16 protein-coding genes and 1 tRNA gene are annotated in these 20263 nt (G+C 59.5%); 10 read left to right on the plus strand and 7 right to left on the minus strand.

Going from position 1 to position 20263, the window contains the following annotated elements; genetic code table 11:
• Positions 1–261: 261 nt before the first annotated feature.
• Together AWB74_RS21225 and AWB74_RS21230 are read right to left on the minus strand one after the other, a co-directional pair.
• The gene (locus tag AWB74_RS21225; RefSeq protein WP_061148708.1) at positions 262–966 is read right to left on the minus strand and encodes a GntR family transcriptional regulator; all 705 of its coding nucleotides are present in this window, start codon (positions 964–966) and stop codon (positions 262–264) included.
• A gap of 55 nt (positions 967–1021) precedes the next feature.
• A complete protein-coding gene (locus tag AWB74_RS21230; RefSeq protein ID WP_061148709.1) occupies positions 1022–2020 on the minus strand; it encodes a Gfo/Idh/MocA family protein in 999 nt (332 codons plus the stop codon).
• Between the two features lie 374 nt (positions 2021–2394).
• Between AWB74_RS21230 and AWB74_RS21235 the strand changes: the two genes are divergently transcribed.
• The 8 genes from AWB74_RS21235 to AWB74_RS21270 all read left to right on the plus strand — a co-directional run bounded on the left by AWB74_RS21235 (position 2395) and on the right by AWB74_RS21270 (position 11496).
• Positions 2395–3375 (plus strand): TRAP transporter substrate-binding protein, encoded by a 981-nt coding sequence (locus AWB74_RS21235; RefSeq protein ID WP_160110301.1) that lies wholly within the window; start codon positions 2395–2397, stop codon positions 3373–3375.
• Positions 3376–3478: 103 nt separating this feature from the next.
• The gene (locus AWB74_RS21240) at positions 3479–5293 is read left to right on the plus strand and encodes a TRAP transporter large permease (protein WP_235024646.1); all 1815 of its coding nucleotides are present in this window, start codon (positions 3479–3481) and stop codon (positions 5291–5293) included.
• Between the two features lie 9 nt (positions 5294–5302).
• Complete coding sequence (locus tag AWB74_RS21245) at positions 5303–5719, plus strand: GlcG/HbpS family heme-binding protein (protein ID WP_061148711.1); 417 nt, start codon at positions 5303–5305, stop codon at positions 5717–5719.
• Positions 5720–5750: 31 nt separating this feature from the next.
• Positions 5751–6254: a VOC family protein gene (locus AWB74_RS21250; RefSeq protein ID WP_061148712.1), complete on the plus strand. Its 504-nt coding sequence runs from the start codon at positions 5751–5753 to the stop codon at positions 6252–6254.
• 89 nt (positions 6255–6343) lie between these two features.
• Positions 6344–7399: a phosphotransferase gene (locus AWB74_RS21255; RefSeq protein ID WP_200822009.1), complete on the plus strand. Its 1056-nt coding sequence runs from the start codon at positions 6344–6346 to the stop codon at positions 7397–7399.
• Positions 7400–7465: 66 nt separating this feature from the next.
• Positions 7466–8785: an aspartate aminotransferase family protein gene (locus AWB74_RS21260; RefSeq protein WP_087039135.1), complete on the plus strand. Its 1320-nt coding sequence runs from the start codon at positions 7466–7468 to the stop codon at positions 8783–8785.
• Between the two features lie 3 nt (positions 8786–8788).
• The gene (locus AWB74_RS21265; protein WP_061148714.1) at positions 8789–10381 is read left to right on the plus strand and encodes a gamma-glutamyltransferase family protein; all 1593 of its coding nucleotides are present in this window, start codon (positions 8789–8791) and stop codon (positions 10379–10381) included.
• Between the two features lie 401 nt (positions 10382–10782).
• Positions 10783–11496: a M15 family metallopeptidase gene (locus AWB74_RS21270; protein WP_061148715.1), complete on the plus strand. Its 714-nt coding sequence runs from the start codon at positions 10783–10785 to the stop codon at positions 11494–11496.
• A 1127-nt stretch (positions 11497–12623) separates the two neighbouring features.
• On the opposite strand, the gene AWB74_RS21280 is transcribed toward AWB74_RS21270, so the two are convergent.
• The 5 genes from AWB74_RS21280 to AWB74_RS21300 all read right to left on the minus strand — a co-directional run bounded on the left by AWB74_RS21280 (position 12624) and on the right by AWB74_RS21300 (position 18859).
• A complete protein-coding gene (locus AWB74_RS21280) occupies positions 12624–14324 on the minus strand; it encodes a site-specific integrase (protein WP_061148717.1) in 1701 nt (566 codons plus the stop codon).
• A 166-nt stretch (positions 14325–14490) separates the two neighbouring features.
• A tRNA-Met gene (locus AWB74_RS21285) sits at positions 14491–14567 on the minus strand.
• An 88-nt stretch (positions 14568–14655) separates the two neighbouring features.
• Positions 14656–16314 (minus strand): MFS transporter, encoded by a 1659-nt coding sequence (locus AWB74_RS21290; RefSeq protein ID WP_061148718.1) that lies wholly within the window; start codon positions 16312–16314, stop codon positions 14656–14658.
• 231 nt (positions 16315–16545) lie between these two features.
• Positions 16546–18117 (minus strand): sensor histidine kinase, encoded by a 1572-nt coding sequence (locus AWB74_RS21295; RefSeq protein WP_061148719.1) that lies wholly within the window; start codon positions 18115–18117, stop codon positions 16546–16548.
• Positions 18118–18127: 10 nt separating this feature from the next.
• Positions 18128–18859, minus strand: a complete 732-nt coding sequence (locus tag AWB74_RS21300; protein ID WP_061148775.1) for a response regulator transcription factor — start codon at positions 18857–18859, stop codon at positions 18128–18130.
• 34 nt (positions 18860–18893) lie between these two features.
• Here AWB74_RS21300 and AWB74_RS46470 point away from each other — a divergent pair, with 34 nt between their 5' ends.
• The gene (locus AWB74_RS46470; RefSeq protein WP_160110303.1) at positions 18894–19052 is read left to right on the plus strand and encodes a hypothetical protein; all 159 of its coding nucleotides are present in this window, start codon (positions 18894–18896) and stop codon (positions 19050–19052) included.
• A gap of 91 nt (positions 19053–19143) precedes the next feature.
• Entirely contained in the window at positions 19144–20214 is a 1071-nt protein-coding gene (recA, locus tag AWB74_RS21305; RefSeq protein ID WP_061148720.1) for a recombinase RecA, read from the plus strand.
• Positions 20215–20263 lie beyond the last annotated feature (49 nt).

The following is a 20263-nucleotide window of genomic DNA, read 5'->3' on the forward strand; positions in this document are numbered from 1 at the left end:
AGAGGTTGTTGGAAATCTGGACAGTCCTTATGCAGGCTCCTGCGAAAGCCTGCGCCGACCACGACGGTTCATCGCGACAAAGCTACGAGCGTTGGATACCCTCCCGCTAATGGAGGAGCGGGTACAAGAGGAGTTCTTATAAATAAGTATGACTAAATTAAGCGGTCGCGAGTTGTGTTTCGCTAAACCGATAGAACAGCTGGAACGCCGAGCGAATAGTCTATGCCCGGCGCTTCGTTAAATTGTTTTACGTCTTTCTACTCACTGAGTGGCGCCGGCCGCCTCCATTTTGGCGCGCTGCTGGAGGTAAGCGACGAGCTTCCCGCCTTCACTCTCGTTATGCACCCATGCCTCATGGGCTGCCTTGATTCCGTCACCGCGGAACAGCGCCTCCATCATAGGGACATGCTGGTCAACGACGGCCGGAAGGTCGGAACCCATCAGGACGTTGCAGATGTTGATATAGAGGCGAACCTGTTGCTCGACGAGTTTGTATTGGTCGGCCAACCGGGAATGACCGAGGGAGTTCACAATTGTCCGATGCAGACCCAAGTCCTTTTCGGACGCCTCTATGGACGAACCACTGTTACAGGCCTCGACGAGTTCGTCGAAGGCGTACTGGAATTTTTCCTTGAGGCGGGGCCCCATGTTGTCCGCCGCGAGACGAACCGCGAGGCCTTCCAGCCCCGCGCGCAGCGTCCAGAGTTCCCAGGCGTCGTCAGCAGTCAGCGTCCGAACTTCCCAGCTAGTGTAGGGGGTTTTTACAAGCAGGCCTTCCGCAGCCAGACGGTTCAGTCCGAATCGGAGCGTTGCGCGGGCTACACCCATCTCGTCCGCCAAAGCGACCTCAGTCAGCTTCTCCCCTGGCTTGACAGCGCCGGAGAGAACGTACTGGCGAAGGTTTTCCGTTGCTTGGGCTTCCACCGAAAGCTTGGAAACAGGGGCAATTCGATTCTTTGCAGGCATTTGAACGCTACTCCCATACTACTTTGCAAGGTTTGCCAGTCGCACCGGCTGCTGACTACCAGTTTAGATTAACCGTTTGATTCTTCAGAGACGACTCCAGCGCCGCGTCGATGACTCGCATCAGAGCGATTCCATGCGGGTGCAAGGCACTGCGGTTCGGAAGCCCCCGGCAGGCAGCGGCGAACTCGGCGAACTGGTTCTTGAAAAGTTCGTTGGCGACCAGAAGCGTTGCTCCCTCAACAGGCCTGAAAACGACCTCATCGTTCACCAGAACCGTGTTCACGTCGCGAACTTCGACGATGGACTTGTCGAAGAGAAGGTAGTAACGCTCGAAGAACGGCTGCTGATTATAGGAGAGGTGAACCGTCGCCATCTTGTTTTCGGGGTAGCGCAGAAGAATCAACGCCTCGTCTTCGGCCTTCCAGCAGTCACGCAGTCGCGCAGCCTCCGCATGCACTCGAATCGGGTTCGGGCCAAGCACCATCTGAACGAAATCGATGGTGTGCGAGCCCAGGAGGGAAAACACCAGACCTTCCTCCGGGGTGCGCTCCGCCCACCACGGCGCCTGCGGGCCATCCCAGTACATGCAGAACGACGCCTGAATCGCTCGCAGCGTGCCGAACTCGGACATATGGTCTTGCACGTAGCGAATTGCTGAGCCGTGACGGCGCGATTGACCGATGGCCAGAATCTTTCCGGCAGCGTCAGCGGCGGCGCCCATCGCCACAGCTGTCTCGTAGTCGTCCGCCATCGGCTTCTCGACCAACACGTGACGCCCTGCATTCAAGCATTGAATCGAGGCCGTGCCGTGCAGATGGTTGGGCAAGCACAGGTCGAACGCTTCGATTTCAGGAACCCGCAGCGCCTCCTCGATACTGCTGAAGGCGTGTTTCGCGCCGTACCTTTCAGCCGTTGCGCGCGCCAGGTCGAGATTTTGGTCGACGACTGCGACAAGTGTCCCAGCGCTCGGCTGAGATTTGATTGCGCCGATGTGCGCGTCAGACACTCGGCCACAGCCAACGACTGCGGTTCCAACAGGGACGTCAAGTTCCATCGCTAAAGCTCCCAAAATCTCGTTCGAACTTCGAAAGTTGGTAGACGGTGCTGCATTGGCGACAATCTAAGTCCATTGTCGATTGTTGTCAATCGATCAAAACGATGTCCCGGATTTGTGCCGAAACGCATCATTTCTGACGCTGTTGCACCGGAAAAGCTCGTTGGTGATGTTGCGACGCACCGTAGATTAAGCGACGTTTACGGGTAAAAACCTATGTGTGACAGGTCTTTAGCTTACTAGACTGCCCTTCATCCGCCGCTTGGCCCGCATTCTGCAATACCGTTGTTGACGATTGTCGCCAATCGACACTTTTGTAAATTGCAACCTATTCGGAGTCGCTGATGGGCATTACTCGTAGAAGTTTTATGCGCATGGCAGCAGGTTCAGCCGCGCTTCCGCTGGCAGCACAGTTCAGATTTGCGGAGGCGGCGGAAGCCACCATCAAGATTGGGAACTCGTTTCCCGCAGCGCATCCGCTGAACATCCGACTCAAGGCGGCGGCTCAGAAGGTCCAGGAGAAAACCGGTGGCAGGTTGCAGGTGCGCATTTTCCCGGACAGCGCGCTTGGCGGCGACAGCGACATGATGAGCCAAGTCCGCTCGGGTGCCTTGGACTCGGTCTGTACCTCGCTGCTGTTCTTTGAGTCGATGGTTCCGTCGGCCAACATCGCAGGCTTGGGATTTGGCTACAAAAACTACGACGAAGTATGGAAAGCGTGGGACGGAGAGCTCGGAAATTACGTCCGCGGAAAACTGTCGACGCTCGGCGTGACGCCGCTAGACAAGGTGTACGACAACGGCTTCCGGCAAATCACCAATGACGTTCGCTCGATTCAGTCCGTCCAGGACTTGCAGGGACTGAAGATTCGCGTTCCGACGGTGCGTATCCAGCAGTCGCTTTTCGTATCGCTAGGCGCGGCACCGACTGCACTGAGCATAAAGGAAACCTACTCGGCGCTGAAGACACATATCGCCGACGGCCAGGAAAACGCGCTGACCCATGTGGAGTTCTGGAAGTTTTACGAAGTCCAGAAGTTCTGCTCGCTGACGAATCACATGTGGGACGGCCTGACCGTCGTCGTCAACAGCGAAAAGCTCAAGTCGCTTCCTCCGGACCTGCACGAGGCCTTCTTTACCACCTTTAACGAAGCGGCGCTTCTTCAACGTGCCGATATGGTCAAGCTCAACACGGACCTCAAGACAAGCCTCGCATCGAAGGGTCTGCAAATCAACAATGTCGACCCTGCGCCTTTCCGCAAGAAGCTCCTGGACGCGGGCTTCTACAAGACATGGCGTGACGCGGTCGGTCCGGAGGCATGGGCCCTGTACGAAAAAACTGTAGCCCCCATCTGAAGTATCTGGGCACTCAGACAAGCGAGGACCTGAAATGAAGGCAATCTCAATGAGTTCAGAGTCAGTACATTCAACAACAGTCCAAACGGGCCCGAGCCTCCTCGTGCGACTCGAGCAGGTGCTGGGAAGCTGGGCTGGCGCCGTGGCCTCGGTCATCCTAATTATGGAGTCGGTAATACTGGGGGTGGGCGTATTCTCGCGATACGTGCTCCATCGTCCGATTTTCTGGACCGACGAGTTCGCTCTCATTCTCTTCGCTTGGCTATCGATGCTTGGTGCCGCAGTTGCGTTGCGTCGCGGCGCGCACATGCGTCTGGGCTTCATCGTCGAGAAGCTGCGGCCCGCAACTCAGGCGCGCGTGTCGACCTTCGCGTGGACCTTGCTCCTGGGTCTCATGGTTGCGCTGCTGCATGCTGCGTTGACGTTCACCCTCCATTCGTGGAACGAACTGACGCCAGCACTGCAGTGGCACCTTTCGGTGAGAACTGCGTCAATGGTGGTCGGGTTTGGCATCATGACCGTAACCGCAGCCACCAAGCTCGTTCAGATTGCCTCCCTTCGGTCGTTTGTCGTTTCCTTGCTGCTCTTGATTGCGATTGGAACAGCGCTCCATTTCGCGCAGAATTCGCTTCAAGACATCGGCAACTACAACCTGATTTTCTTTTTCGTAGTGCTGGTGCTTGCATGTATCGGGATGGGTGTCGAAATAGCGTTTGCATTTGCTTTGGCCGCGATGGCGTATCTCAGCCTGATGACGAATGCACCCACGTCCATCATCATGAATCGCCTCGACGCGGCCATCTCAGACATCACGCTGCTTTCGATTCCGATGTTCATTTTGGTCGGCGTCCTGCTGGATGTGACCGGTCTCGCTAAGGCCATTATCAATCTGATGGTTGCGTTGCTTGGTCATACACGGGGTGGTCTCCATTACGTGCTGCTCGGTGGTATGTACCTAGTGTCCGGCATCTCGGGGTCGAAGTCCGCGGACATGGCAGCCATCGCGCCCATCATCCTGCCGGAAATGAAGAAACGGGGAGAAAAGGAGGGCGAGCTCGTTGCGCTGCTCTCGGTCTCCGGTGCGATGGCGGAAACCATCCCACCTAGCATCATCCTGATTGCAGTCGGAGTTGCGTCAGGCGTGTCCATCTCGTCGCTCTTCATTGGTGGATTTGTGCCTGCAATCGTAGGGCTGCTTGCGCTCGCCGTGGTCGTATATGTCCGAAACCGTGGTCGCGCAGCGCCTGACTGTCCGAAAGCCACAGGAGCTGAAATCCGGAAGGCCATGTTCATCGCCTTGCCGGCCATTCCGCTTCCGTTTCTGATTCGCGCGGCCGTGGTCGAGGGCGTCGCGACTGCAACTGAAGTTGCAACCATCGGCGTCCTGTATTCGGTTATCTGCGGAATTCTGGTCTATCGGCAGTTCCCGATTAAGCGGGTATGCGAGTCGCTGATTGCCACTGTGTCATTGACCGGCGCCATTCTTCTGGTCACCGGCTTGGCGGGCAGCGTCGCATGGTCTCTTACTCAAAGCGGCTTCTCGGACGACCTGTCGACAATGATGCAGGGCCTACCTGGCGGAGCCACTGTCTTTCTGCTCGTGTCTATCGCTTTCTTCGCGATTCTCGGCAGCGTGCTCGAAGGTTTCCCAGCCATCGTGCTCTTCTCGCCGCTGATGTTCCCGATTGCGACGAGCTACGGCATTCACGGCGTGCATTACGCCATCGTCGTGGTGCTCTCGCTTTCCATCGGCCTGTTTGCCCCGCCATTCGGCGTTGGCTTCTACTCAGCTTGCGCAATCGGTCAAGTCGAGCCGCAAAAGGCGATGAAGGACATCTTCCTCTACATGAGCGTGTTCGTTTGCGCGGTCATTCTGATTGCATTCGTGCCGTGGTTCTCGACTGGCTTCCTTCACTAAGTCTCGACTATGACCTTACTCACCAAACGCGTGGCAAGTCTTGCTCTGGCTCGCGTCATGATGGAAGCGTCCATCGAGAAAGCGGAAAAGTCAGGCCTCGCTGTCGCAATTGCAGTCATGGACGACGGCGGCCATCCGCTCCTGACAGTGCGCATGGATGGCGCGGCGCCCGTGAGTTCGTATATCGCGGAAGAGAAGGCTCGCACAGCAGCAATTGCACGTCGCGAGACCAAGCTTTTCGAAGCTGAAATCAACAGTGGACGGACTGCCTTCCTATCCGCACCCGTTAAGGGCGCGCTCGAAGGCGGCGTCCCGCTGATAGTTGAAGGGCAGGTCATTGCTTCTGTTGGCGTCGCTGGTTGCAAGCCAGAGCAGTCGGCTGCTATCGCGACCGCTGGCGTCACTGCTTACCAAACTTGGGCCTGAACGCCCGACCGAATACTTGCTAGGAGCAGACATGATTGTTTTCGAGCTTTTCCATATTGCCATCAAGACCGCCGACCTCGAGGCTACCGTCAACTTCTACACCAAGGTGGTGGGCCTCAAGGAGTTCGACCGCCCGAAATTCAAATTCCCGGGCGCATGGCTCGGCGTGCCGGGTCCGACGGGCAAGCCCATCATCCACATCTACGCCGGTGAGCCCGCGCTTGCGGGCGGCGACAGTGTGGCTGTTGGAACAGCCGCCATCGACCACGTTTCGCTCAGCGCTGTCGGCTATCACGACGTGCTCGCCAACGTGAAAAAGTACGGAGTGGACTGGCGTGAGAACGAAGTCCCCGGCGGCGCCATCTGGCAGTTCTTCATCTACGACCCGAACGGCGTGCTGCTCGAATTCACGTTTGACGGCACGCGCGAGCAAGGCGAAAAACCGGATATGAGTCCTGGCCGCGCCTACAACGCAGGTGAGTCCTTCTTTAACCCCGAGAGCTACAACTCCTTGACGGCGGCCTACAGCAAGTAACTGTGTGCTTGCGCCCGGCTTCCGGGCGTGCTGCTCGATTGTTGCCAATCGACAATCGGTTACTTGCCATGCTTAACGGATAAAAAGATATGTCTGTACTCGACGTTTCTAGTGAGGGTGGTCTGGCCGCAGCATATATATCGATGGAGCCGAATGAGGCATCTTCGCTTGCTGCAGAGGTCTATGGCATTCGCGGTACGGCAACGAAGTTTGCGACCGAGAAGGACGACACGTTCCGAATCAACGTTGATGACGGGCGCAAGTTCATTCTGAAGGTCGCAAATCCGAGCGAAGACGAGTCCGAAATCGACTTTCAAGTCGCGATGATGGTGCACATCGAAGACCGTGACCCGGAGGTCCCGGTCCCTCGAGTTATCGCAGACGGTCAAGGACGCCTTCATCGCTACATCGAAGACCAGGCAGGTCAACGCCGCATTGCGCGACTGATGACGTATGCGGAAGGCACACCGCTCGACAGCACTGGCTCAAACGCCCAAGAGCGGGAGAAGGTCGGCGAAATTCTGGCTCGCATGCGATATGCGCTCGAAGACTTTACGCATCCCGGTGAGTCGCGAGTGCTTGCGTGGGATGTTCAGCACCTTCTCAATCTGGCACCGCTGCTCGAGGGCGTCGAGAACCCCGAGCAGCGTCGGCAGCTTGAGCAGGGCATGGGGCGATACGAAGCCTTGGCTCCCCAGATTGCGAAGCTGCGCCGGCAGGTACTGCACAACGACTTCAGCAAGTCGAACATCGTGGTGGATCACGAACTTTCGGAGTTCGTGACCGGCATCATCGATTTCGGCGACTCGGTACGCACCGCGGTTGCGATTGACGTGTCGACGGCACTTCTGAATCAGTTGCCGCGGGACGCCCGAGAGAATCCGGTCGATGACGTCTTTGCACATGGTCGAGATGTACTACGCGGCTACCTCAGCATCGCTGAGCTCACTGAGCAAGAACTGCTTTTGATTCCGCATCTCACTATGTCGCGCGTGGTGGCGAGAGCGCTCATCACCCTATGGCGGGTAAAGCAGTTTCCTGAGAACGCCGCCTACATCATGCGCAACACCGAGCAGGGCTGGGGTCAGCTCGACTGGTTCCTGTCACGGACCGTCGATGAAGTGTCCGCGACGCTTCTGCCCTAATCACCAAAATTGAACCCATTCTTCGTAGAGGACGGTATGAGTGAAGTCATCAAAGCACGCGGGAAAATGAACAACTCGTTCGACCCGCAGTCGGCAGAAAAGCTGGAACCGGTCACGCGCAAGATGGTAGAGCAGCGCGCGCGACTGCTCGGACCGTCCTACCGTTTGTTCTATTCCGAGCCTGTCGACTTTGTACGAGGCGAAGGGGTTAAGCTCTGGGACAGCCACGGAAACGAATATCTCGACGCGTACAACAATGTCGTGTCAGTCGGTCACGGGCATCCGAAGGTGGTCGAAGCGATTTCCGAGCAGATGAAGACGTTGTGCACGCACACCCGCTACCTCCACCCGAACATCCTGGAGTACGCGGAAGCGCTTCGCCCGACCTTTGGCGGCACGATTGGCGATACGGGCCACACCATCTTCACCTGCACGGGTTCGGAAGCAAACGACCTGGCGCTGCGCATTGCCAAGCACCACACCGGCAAGCAAGGTGTCATCGTCACGTCCGAGGCTTACCACGGCAATTCCGATGCGACGGCCGCCTTCTCGCCGTCGCTTGGCGAATACTCACCGCTTGGCACATGGGTGCGCCGCGTGCCGGCGCCGGACTCGTACCGCATCGACCCTGCGAACCTGGGCCAGTGGCTCGCTGACCACGTACAGGCGAAAATCGACGACCTCGAGCGGCACGGCGACGGTCTGGCCGCGTTCGTCGTTGACTCGCTGTTCACGTCGGACGGTATCTATTCGCATCCCGTCGATGTACTGAAGCCCGTCATCGATGTCGTTCACAAGGCTGGCGGACTCTTCGTGGCAGATGAAGTGCAGAGCGGCTTCGCGCGCACGGGCGACAAGATGTGGGGCTACCAGCGTCATGGCATCGACCCGGACATCATTACGATGGGCAAGCCGATGGGCAACGGGTATCCCGTGGCGGGCATCGGCGTACGCCACGATGTGGTCGACGAGTTCGGCCGCGACATGCGTTACTTCAACACCTTCGGCGGCAACACCGTTGCGATGGCTGCAGCGCGGGCTGTGCTGTCTGTCATCAAGGAAGAAGGGCTTCAAGAGAATGCAGCCCGCGTCGGTAAGGTGCTGCTCGACGGTCTCAACAGCATCGCGAAGGAAAGCGCCATCGTCGGCGACGTTCGCGGTGCGGGTCTCTACATCGGCGTCGAAATCGTGAGGGACAAGGCGTCGAAAGAGGCGGACAAGGCTCGCGCCGCGGCTATTGTCGGCGAGATGCGAAATCGCCGCGTGCTCATATCCGCGACCGGCTTCAATGGCAACGTGCTGAAAATTCGTCCGCCGCTCGTGTTCTCCGCGGCAGATGCCGAGCGCTTCCTCGAAGTCATCCGTTCTGTTCTCAAGACGGTCTAAGCCATGAACATCGAACTTCCTTACACATCAGGTCGGCAGCCGGTCCTCGGTCGAAACGTGGTGTCGACATCCCAACCCCTCGCAGCTCAAGCTGGCGCGGCCGCGTTCTTGCGCGGCGGAAACGCGGTCGATGCCGCTTTGGCGGCAGCCATCACGCTGACGGTTGTCGAGCCGGTAATGAATGGAATCGGCGGCGATGCATTCGCCCTGGTCTGGGACGGTCAACGCCTTAACGGCCTGAACAGTTCGGGCCGTTCGCCGGCGGCCTGGACGCCCGAGCGCTTCAAAGGTCTGGAAGCAATGCCGATGCGGGGCTGGGAGAGCGTAACCGTTCCGGGCCAGGTCGCCGGATGGGTCGCACTTTCGGAGCGATTCGGCTCATTGCCCTTCGAGGACCTTTTCGTCGACGCCATCCGCCATGCGCGTGACGGCTTCCCGGTCAGTCCGGTCATCTCGCGGCAATGGGAGCAATCGGTCAAGGACTTGCATACCTATCCAGGCTTCACCGATTTCATGCCAGGCGGTCGAGCGCCGAAGGCCGGTGAAATCTGGAGCTTCGGGGCTCAGGCGCAAACGCTCGAAGAGATTGCTCGAAGCAGAGGCGAGTCCTTCTACAAAGGGCGATTGGCGCAGGCCATCGCCGATTTCGCGAGGGAGCATGGGGCCGCGCTCAACACGGCCGACCTCGCCAATCACGAAGCGGAGTGGGTGACCCCCATCTCCACACAGTTCCGAGGCCACGAGATTCATGAGATTCCGCCGAACGGCCAAGGCTTGGCGGCCCTGATAGCAATCGGACTTCTCGAGCAGCTTCCGCTTGAAGAGTTCAAGAAGGGCTCTGCGCAACGGATGCATTTGGAAATTGAGGCAATGCGCCTCGCCTTCGCTGACCTGCAGGCATACGTCGCAGACCCAGCGCATATGACTGTCCGGGCTTCGGACCTGCTCGACCCGGACTATCTGAAGTTGCGTGCGAAAGAAATCGACTTCCGTCGCGCGGGCAATCATGGTCCCGGCAAGCCCGGCAGCGGTGGCACCGTGTATCTGTGCACTGCTGACAAGAACGGAATGATGGTGTCCTTCATTCAATCGAACTATCGCGGCTTCGGCTCGGGCGTGGTGGTTCCCAACACGGGGATTTCTCTCCACAACCGCGGGTCTGGTTTCGTCACGACGCCGGGTCATGCAAATCAGGTCGATGGGAACAAGAAGCCTTTGCACAGCATCATCCCAGCCTTCATGACCAAGGGCGGGGCGCCGGTGATGGCATTTGGCGTCATGGGCGGCAACATGCAGGCTCAAGGTCATACGCAGATGGTGATGCGCCGGGTGCTCGAGGGCGACAACCCCCAGGCATGCTCCGATGCGCCGCGTTGGCGTATCAACGACAACGCTGACCTTACCCTCGAGCCGACTGTAGCTCCGTCCGTTGCGGATGAACTCAGAGCGATGGGGCATACGCCTACCATGCTTGACTTCAACAGTCTTGACTTCGGGTCAGCGCAATTGATTGAGAGGTTGCCGACGGAGGGTGGGCTGTCGGCGTACGTCGCTGGCTCCGACCATCGACGCGACGGTCAAGCCATCGCAAGTTGAATGGTTTCGGGACCAGCGTTGCAGTAGAGAATAGCTACTAAAAGCTAATGCTGAGGCACTCATCTCAAACGATGAGTGCCTCAGTCATCTGAACAGATATTTTCGCCAAAGTCACGTGTCAACCTGGCATGCGCTTCGTCCTGCGAGGAACTCACCCACGCGCTACGCATCGTGACACAGACATTCCACGACCGACCCCCCGCTCTGTTTGGAACAATTTGATTGGGCTCGCTTTCCTGTCGAGAGCTTCTCTTGTCGCAGATGAGTGCGGTGATACACGTCCGGATGCTTGTCATCAAATGCAGCCCTATCCTAGCGTTGATTGACTCGACCTGTGCCTAATGCAATCCTTCATACTCCTCAAACGCGTGCCGCTTGCCAGCCATAACCAAGGAGTCTGAATGCTGACCCTCTCGCACCCCACGATAAAGAAAATGAACTGCATCGATGGCGACGAGCCGTTCGTGAATATTTCGGGGCTTGATGGCAGGATTGCGGTCGATTCGAGCCGGCAACTGATTACAAGCCGCAGTGGCTATTTTTCTTGGGTAAGAGCCGATGTTGCCCAGCGTCTAGTGGCGGCCGCGCGACTTCTTCCGCGTGAGTACCAACTGCTCGTAGTCGAAGGTTATCGACCGCTAGAGGTTCAACGTAAGTACTTCGACGATTACACCGCAACTCTCCGAGAGGCCCATGCTTATGTAGATGAGGCGGCACTCTATGAGATGGTGAGCAAATGGGTCGCCCCTCCTGATGTTGGCGGACACCCTGCCGGGGCAGCGCTGGACCTGACGTTGCAATTCGCCGACGGCAGGCACGTGGAGATGGGCAGTGTGGTCAACGCTAACGATGCGGAGTCTTCTGGCGCCTGCTACACCGATAGCTCGTTCATCACTCGAGAGGCTGCGAAGAACCGCACCGTCTTGTTCACGGCGATGTCGGCAGCAGGCTTTGTGAATTACCCGTCTGAATGGTGGCACTGGTCTTATGGTGACCGTTACCGGGCCGTGGTCAACAACATGCCCTTTGCTTTGTACGGACCAGTGGAGGAGACTGCCTTCCTCCGTGATGCGGTCCATGATGCTGCTACGAGTGCTCGCAACCTGAATTTCTAAAGAATTGCGTCGCGGGGTCGTTATTTTCGGGTGGGTACAACGATGACTTGAACCATGACGACTACGGTAATGAAGTATCTTCGCTGGATTGCGGCAGTCGCTGCGTCTACGACTCTAGCCGCGTGCGCAATTGAAGGCGTCGGCTTCGACGGTCGCGTGAATGCATATCGAAACGCGGCCGCGGATGGCCGGGAGTTCGCCGCACTGAATCGGGGCGCGAGGGATGCTCGATGGTACGCAGGCTGGTGCGATGCGATAGAGCCTCACTTTCAACGAATGAGTGATGTGAGTGGGCGCGTCGACCGCTATTGCGCTGCCATGCAGGCACAGCCAGGAAATGCCGAGGAGATTCGGCAGGATTTGATTGCGAGTCTTGCGAATGGAGGACAAGCAGCACAGGAGACCCGCTCCCAAGTTCTCGGGGCGCTTGCTGCAACAGCACAGTTGCAGCAAGCGCAAGCGTTGCAAGCGCAAGCGGCCGCTGCGCAACGGGCCGCAGTGGTAGCTCCGAGTCCGGTAGTGCACTGCAATTCGTACCGATACGGCAGCCAGACAACAACGGACTGCCAATAGGCATCCCGATTCTGAGCGGGGAGTGTCAAGGCTGTGCGCTAGGGCGAAGCTGGAGGCTACTTGTGGCTCCGTCCGTTGAGGTCTTCATTTGCCGGTTTTTCAAGTGATTGACCCATAGTTGGTGGGTTCCAAATTTGTGTATGACAGTCTCGTGGTCCAACTGCTACCAAGCCTGACGTCGCGGTCCTGACCGACTGATGCGTCTCTCACTAGAGATAAAGTGTGTCTCTCGACATCGGCCAGATACGCATGGTTGGAAACCTGGCTAGTGGCTCCAGCCCTGCCATTGTGAGAAAGAAATTGCTTGTGGTTGCTGTGTCACTTCGCATCTTCCTCCTAGATGCCAAAGGAGGAAAGTCCCTCCTCTGTAAGAAGACTCTTTTTTCTTGGTTTTTAGAGAACTCTCTTAAATTCGAAGAAACTCTTTTTAAAACCTGCAGCGAGCCAGTTTATACAAAATCGCAAGTTCGTACATTGTGGTAAAGCCGGCCACGTGAGCGGCCGGCCGCTGCAATCTGTAAACGGACTCTTTTGGGCTTAGGCATGGGCAGGTACTACGCACGGCCTGCGTAAGGCAGGTGTCCCAGTTGCAAGTTCGGGAAGTCGAGACGTTCCATCGCCGGCGTGAGAAGCTCGAAAGGCAAGCGTTTGACACCGGCTTCTTTTCGCCCGTACCGGCTGTCCGGCGCATGCCCGATGAGCTCGTCAATGACCTGAGCGCTGATGCCGGACAGCTCGCCATAGGCCTGGAACGTGTGGCGGAAGCTGTGAAACACCAGGGCGGGGTCCATGATGCCGACGGTTGTCCGGAGGTATTCGTTGAACCAATTCGAAAACACCGCGCCGCGCTTGTCGTACTGATTGACGGAAAGGTCAGGGAAGAGCCATTCCGCGTGACCGGCCGCGCGGCAACCCTCAACGTAGTCGAGCCAGCCCAGTTCGAGCAGATTGCGGTGAACTGGGACGTAGCGCATCACATTGCGCGTGCCGGTGCGACTCTCGCGCTTACTGTCATGCAGGTGAAAGCACCACACGCCATCACGTTGCACAATATCAGCGGCGGTGAGCCGGCACACGTCCTCGACGCGCGCGCCAGCATGCAGCCCAATCAGGGGAACCCAGTAGGCGGCATCGCCGCCGCCTTTTTTGGGGCGGTGTCCGCGCGTGTAGACCGGCGAGCTGAAAATCTTCTGGAGCTCGTCCACCGTGAAAGCCGTGCGCACGGTTTTTCGGTGCGTCTGCACGACCTTGTCGGCGTATTTCATGCCCTTGAAGGGATTCACCACCAGGGCAGTCAGCTTCTTGGCAATGGCGTGACTGACAAGCGGGGAGAGCAGCGACAGAATCGTGTTGACGCGGCTGTGCTCGAGCTTGTCGCTCGTCAGGCAGAGCACTTTGAAGTTCTCGATATGGTCGGCGGTCAGGACAGACAAGGGTACGTCGCCCACATGAGCTTTGAAGCGCTCAATTTGTCGTTCGACGTCGTCGACGGTCTTCTGCGCCGGTTGCCGAGCGACCTTCCAGCCGGCCAGTGCGGCGTCCCAAGTGTCGTCCTGGTCGACGAGTGGGATGAACTCCGGCGTCGGCTTGACCTCGCCCTCAAGACGCCGAAGTTCCTCTTCGACGACTGCGAGTTGCGCGTCGGCAATCGCCAGCAGCAGTTCGGTGAAGACAGGGGAGTCGGCCGGCGCCCAAGCCCGTTCCCACGTGAGGTGCTCCTCGACCGATTCGCGCACCGACGACAGGTCGTTGGCCGCCCGGGCACGCCGCAGCTGTTTGCGCGCCGCTTGCAGAACAGCCTCATGGGCCTCGTCGTCATAGCGGGTCCCATCGTGCTCAACGGCGGGTGCATCGTCAAACAGGGTCGGGCGGAACTCCTCGTCGTTGCTCAACGCATTCGCTTTGTAGAGCTCAACCAGACGCGGAATGTGCAACGCGACGACGCGGGTCGTGCCGAGCGGCTGGACAGTCGGGTGATACGGATGCGGCTCGTGTTCGCTGGCAGCCCGCAGGCCGTGTGGCAGCCAAGTCTCTTCTTCTGCTGCCGCGACGGCGGCAGCACGCGCCGGTGCCACCAAGCACTCGTATTCCAGCGCCGCTGCCGTGAGCCGGGCGACGGCCAGCTCCTTGATAGGCGTTTCGAGACTCAGCCAGAAGTCGCTTCGCTTCAGATGCGCACGCAGCGGAACCGGAATTTTGCGACGGAAGTAATAGTTCGATGAATCGGCGCGGGTGGTGAGGTAGGGGTGCTTCATTGGGGTGTGCTCCACTTGATAAGGTAACAGTGGCGTGTAGCACCCGACTTGCGAAAACCGGCCGCATCTAAAATTTAGGCGCGTAACGCACCATTCCAGGCGCATTACCGGCATTCGACGACAAAAAAGCCGCTGTCCTTTTGGAACAGCGGCTTTTTCTTGAAGCTGGTGGCGAATCAGGGACTCGAACCCCGGACCTGCGGATTATGATTCCGTCGCTCTAACCGACTGAGCTAATTCGCCGAAAGAAGACGAGATTATGGCGAGCGTCGAACGGGCTGTCAACCCCTTCTACGCGATTTGTTAAAAGCGCCGCCAACCCCGCCCTGAATCAATCCTCGTGATAGACATTCGATTTCCTCGTGTCCTTCACGAACAACATGCCGATCACAAAAGTCGCGAGCGCAATCACGATCGGATACCACAAGCCCGAGTAGATATCGCCCTTGGCTGCGACGATCGCGAACGCCGTCGCCGGCAGGAAGCCGCCGAACCAGCCGTTGCCGATGTGATACGGCAGCGACATCGACGTATAGCGGATCCGCGCCGGGAACATCTCGACGAGCATCGCCGCGATCGGGCCGTACACCATCGTCACGAAGATCACGAGTATCGTCAGGATCACGATCGCCATCGGCCAGTTGATCAGCGCCGGGTCAGCCTTTGGCGGATAGCCCGCGCTCTTCAGCGTTCCAGACAGCGTCTTGTCGAACGCCGCGCCTTGCGCCTTCGCATCGGCGGCCTTGCCGTCATACGTGTTGACCACCGTCTCGCCCACCTTGATCTGCGCGAGCGTGCCCGCGGGCGCCGCCACGTTCTCATAGTTCAGACCGGCCTTCGACAACGCGCTCTTCGCGATATCACACGACGACGTGAACTTCGACGTGCCTACCGGATTGAACTGGAACGAGCATTCGTCGGGATTGGCGATGACGACGATCGGCGACTTCTGCGTCGCGGCTTCGAGCGTCGGGTTCGTGTAGTGCGCGAGCGCCTTGAAGAGCGGGAAGAAGCTCAACGCGGCGATCAGACAGCCCGCCATGATGATCGGCTTGCGGCCGATACGATCCGACAGCGACCCGAAGAACACGAAGAACGGCGTGCCGATCAAGAGCGCCACGGCGACCATGATGTTCGCGCTGGTGCCATCGACCTTGAGCGTCTGCGTGAGGAAGAAGAGCGAATAGAACTGGCCCGTGTACCACACGACCGCCTGGCCTGCCGTCAGGCCGAAGAGCGCGAGCAGCACGATCTTCAGGTTCTTCCACTCGCCGAACGCTTCCGTCAACGGCGCCTTCGACGTCTTGCCCTCAGCCTTGATGCGCTCGAACACCGGCGATTCGTGCAGCTTCATCCGGATCCACACGGAGATCGCGAGCAGCAGGATCGACACCAGGAACGGAATGCGCCAGCCCCACGCGCCGAACTGTTCTTCGCCCATGATCGTGCGCACCGCGAGAATCACGATCAGCGAGATGAAGAGGCCGAGCGTCGCCGTCGTCTGAATCCATGCGGTCCACGCGCCGCGCTTGTTCGAAGGCGCATGCTCCGCAACGTACGTCGCCGCGCCGCCATACTCGCCGCCGAGCGCGAGGCCTTGCAGGAGTCGCATCGCGATGAAGATGACCGGCGCCGCGATGCCTATCGTCGCGTAGCCCGGCAAGAAGCCGATCAGGAACGTCGACAGACCCATGATCACGATCGTCACGAGGAACGTGTACTTGCGCCCGACCATGTCGCCGAGCCGCCCGAACACGATCGCACCGAACGGACGCACCGCGAAGCCCGCCGCGAAGCCGAGCAAGGTGAAGATGAAGCCGGCCGTCGGATTGACGCCGGAGAAAAACGTCTTGCTGATATAGACGGCGAGCGAGCCCGCCAGATAGAAGTCATACCATTCGAACACCGTGCCGAGCGACGAAGCGAAGATGACTTTCTTCTCCTCCGACGTCATCGGTGCGTGCGAAACGCGCCCCTCAACCGTAGCCATGTATCGTCTCCTGATTTGATTTTCGAATACGACGGTCCGCGGCAACGCGGCTCCGGTGCATGGATTATTGGAACGAAAACTTACGGCGTTCTGACGCGTAGCGCGTCGGACATTGACACGTCGAAAAACCTGAACTGCGCGATATTGCGGTAAAGCTGATTCGAACGATCGCTTAAATTCGTCTAAGTTCGCTCTTCGCGCACGCTGACGAAAAACGCGCGACGCTTGCGCTCAGGGTTTGTCCCGGGCAGGAAAAACCCGCTGCAAGCTTACGCGGACAAGGGTTCCGGTCAGCCGCGGACTCTCCTGATATACATGGTCCTCGATCACGAGCGCGCCGCCGTGCATCGCCGCGATCTCCTTGACGATCGCAAGTCCGAGGCCGCTACCGTCGCCCTCGCGCCCGAGAATGCGATAGAAACGCTCGACCACGCGCCCGCGCTCCGCCGCCGGAATGCCGGGACCGGTGTCTTCCACTTCGAGGTGAACGAGGTCGAGATCGTCGTCGTCGGTCCGCACGCGCACGGTGATGCGCCCGCCGGCGGGCGTGTAGCGGATCGCGTTGTCGATCAGGTTCGACAGCATCTCGCGCAGCATCACGACGTTGCCTTCCACATCGACCGGAAACGGCGGCTCTTCATAGCCCAGGTCCATGCGCTTCGCGAGCGCGGCCTGCACCCAGTCGCGCACGGCGAGCCGCGCGAGCGTCGTCAGTTCGATGCGCGAAAAGATCTGCCCCGTCGCACGGTTCTCCGCGCGCGCGAGCGCGAGCAATTGCGTCACGAGCCGCGCCGCGTGCTCGGAACTCGTTGCGATCTGTTCGAGCGAGCGCTGCACTTCCGTCGATACATCCTGGCGCATCGCCAGTTCCGCCTGCATGCGCAGGCCCGCGAGCGGCGTCTTCATCTGATGTGCGGCATCGGCGATGAAGCGCTTCTGGAACTCCATGTTCTGTTCGAGGCGCGTCAGCAGATCGTTGAACGACGCGACGAGCGGCGCGATCTCCGGCGGCGCGCGTCCCGCTTCGAGCGGCGAGAGATCGTCGGGACGGCGCGCGCGGATGTTCGACTGCAGCGCATGCAGCGGCGCGAGCCCGCGCGACAGCCCGAACCACACGAGGATGATCGCGAGCGGCAGGATCACGAACTGCGGCAGGATCACGCCCTTGATGATGTCGTTGGCGAGCTGGCTGCGCTTGTCGAGCGTCTCGGCGACCTGCACGAGCACCGGCTGCGTAATGTCGGGATCGCGTCCGGGCGCGAGGCCGGGCACATCGACGGTCGTGTACGCGACGCGGATATCGTTACCGCGCAGCACATCGTCGCGAAATTCGACGATGCCCGGCTGAGGCCGGTCGTCGTCGTGCGGCAGCGGCATGTCGCGGTCCCCGCCGACGAGCTCGCCGCGCGTGCCGAGCACCTGAAAGAACACGCGATCGACGTTATCGGCGCGCAGAAAATCGCGCGTCGCGTCGGGCAGGCGCAGCTCGGCTACGCCGTTGACCGGCTGGATCTGGCGCGCGAGCACGTAGGCATCGGCTTCGAGCGCGCGGTCGAACGGGCCGTTCGCGATGGACTTCGCGACCAGATAGGTGACCGCGATGCTCATCGGCCAGAGAAGCAGGAGCGGCGCGAGCATCCAGTCGAGAATCTCGCCGAAGAGCGAGCGCGGATGCGCTTCGTCGTCGGGCTCGAGCTCGTCGGGCGGCGCGAAGGGATTGGCGTAGCGGGCGTCGCGTTCGGCGTCGGAATCGGCGTTCGCTTCCGTCTTGCGATGAGGTTCCGTGGTTGCGTGCGACGCCATGCGGCTTCACTTAATGATGGCTGGCGGTTTCGCCGGACGGGTGCGTACCCGTACCGTTTGTGCCGTTGGACGGCGCCACGGCCTTCTCCAGCGTGTAACCGAGACCGCGTACCGTGATGATCTTCGCGCCGCTCGGCTCGATCTTCTTCCTCAGCCGATGCACGTAGACTTCGATCGCGTTGTTGCTGACTTCCTCGCCCCACTCGCACAGATGATTGACGAGCTGTTCCTTCGACACGAGCCGGCCGGTTCTCTGCAGCAGCACTTCGAGCACGCCGAGCTCGCGCGCGGAGAGATCGATGACCTGATCGCCGATCGTAGCTATCCGCCCTACCTGATCGAAGGAGAGCGAGCCGTGCTTCACGACGGTCGGCCCGCCGCCCGCGCCACGCCGCGTCAGCGCCCGCACGCGCGCTTCGAGCTCGTTGAGCGCGAAGGGCTTGGCCATGTAGTCGTCGGCGCCGAGATCGAGGCCTTTCACGCGTTCGTCGACGCTGTCGGCGGCAGTGAGGATCAGCACGGGCATCTGCGAATTGCGTGCGCGCAGACGTCGCAAGACTTCGAGTCCGGGCATGAGCGGCAGGCCGAGATCGAGGATCAGCAGGTCGAACGTCTGCAAGGAAAGGGCGGTGTCCGCCTCGACGCCATGCTTCACATGGTCAACGGCGTATCCCGATTGGCGGAGTGATCGGACGAGACCGTCCGCGAGTATGCTGTCGTCTTCGGCAATGAGGATTCGCATCGTCGTGTGCGCCTTTGTACGCCATGCATGCGCGATGAAGCGCATCGGCATTGCCGGCACGATTCGTCGCCCGGCGCGGCGGTCTCCAGGTGTTTCGTGGTTTTTGCGCGGCTTGCGCGACGTGGAAAAAAAGCAGCGCCACGCCATACACAGCTTGCAAAAACTACTGTTTTTTTATACAGTGTCTGCGTGAGTGTAACGGCGGCTTTCGAGAAGCTCAAAGAGCAGTCGAAAAGCCCGTGAACACTGCCTCAGACGCCGTTCATCATAGCAAAGGACGATTCATGGAAGAAAGCAAGAAAGGCCCGGCTGGAATGACTGCGGACAAGAGCAAGGCCCTGGCCGCCGCGCTCTCGCAGATCGAAAAGCAATTCGGCAAAGGGTCGATCATGCGGCTCGGCGCAGGTGAGGCAGTCGAAGACATTCAGGTGGTCTCCACCGGCTCGCTCGGACTGGACATCGCGCTCGGCGTCGGCGGCTTGCCGCGTGGCCGGGTCGTGGAAATCTACGGTCCGGAGTCGTCGGGCAAGACCACGCTCACGCTGCAAGTGGTCGCGGAGATGCAGAAGCTCGGCGGCACGGCGGCGTTCATCGACGCGGAACACGCGCTCGACGTGCAATACGCGGGCAAGCTCGGCGTGAACGTGCCGGAACTGCTGATCTCGCAGCCGGACACGGGCGAGCAGGCGCTCGAAATCGTGGACGCGCTGGTGCGCTCGGGCTCCATCGACATGATCGTCATCGACTCGGTCGCGGCGCTTGTGCCGAAGGCCGAAATCGAAGGCGAAATGGGCGACTCGCTGCCGGGTCTGCAAGCGCGTCTGATGTCGCAGGCGCTGCGCAAGCTCACCGGCTCGATCAAGCGCACGAACTGTCTCGTCATCTTCATCAACCAGATCCGCATGAAGATCGGTGTGATGTTCGGCAACCCGGAAACCACCACGGGCGGCAACGCGCTGAAGTTCTACTCGTCGGTGCGTCTGGATATCCGCCGCATCGGTTCGATCAAGAAGAACGATGAAGTCATCGGCAACGAGACGCGCGTGAAGGTCGTGAAGAACAAGGTGTCGCCGCCGTTCCGCGAAGCCATCTTCGACATCCTTTACGGCGAAGGCATCTCGCGTCAGGGCGAAATCATCGATCTCGGCGTGCAGGCCAAGCTGGTCGACAAAGCGGGCGCCTGGTACAGCTATAACGGCGATCGCATCGGTCAGGGCAAGGACAATGCGCGCGAATTCCTGCGCGAGAATCCGGACATCGCGCGCGAGATCGAGAACAAGATTCGCGAATCGCTGGGTGTGGCCGCATTGGGCGAGGCGGTCGTCGCGGGCGCCGCAACGGCCGACGGCGAGTAAACGCTGAGCCTGAAGGACGATGCAGACGCGCCGGTCCCGATCGAAGGCT

The sequence above is a fragment of the Caballeronia arvi genome (genome assembly GCF_001544695.2).
Lineage (GTDB): Bacteria > Pseudomonadota > Gammaproteobacteria > Burkholderiales > Burkholderiaceae > Caballeronia > Caballeronia arvi.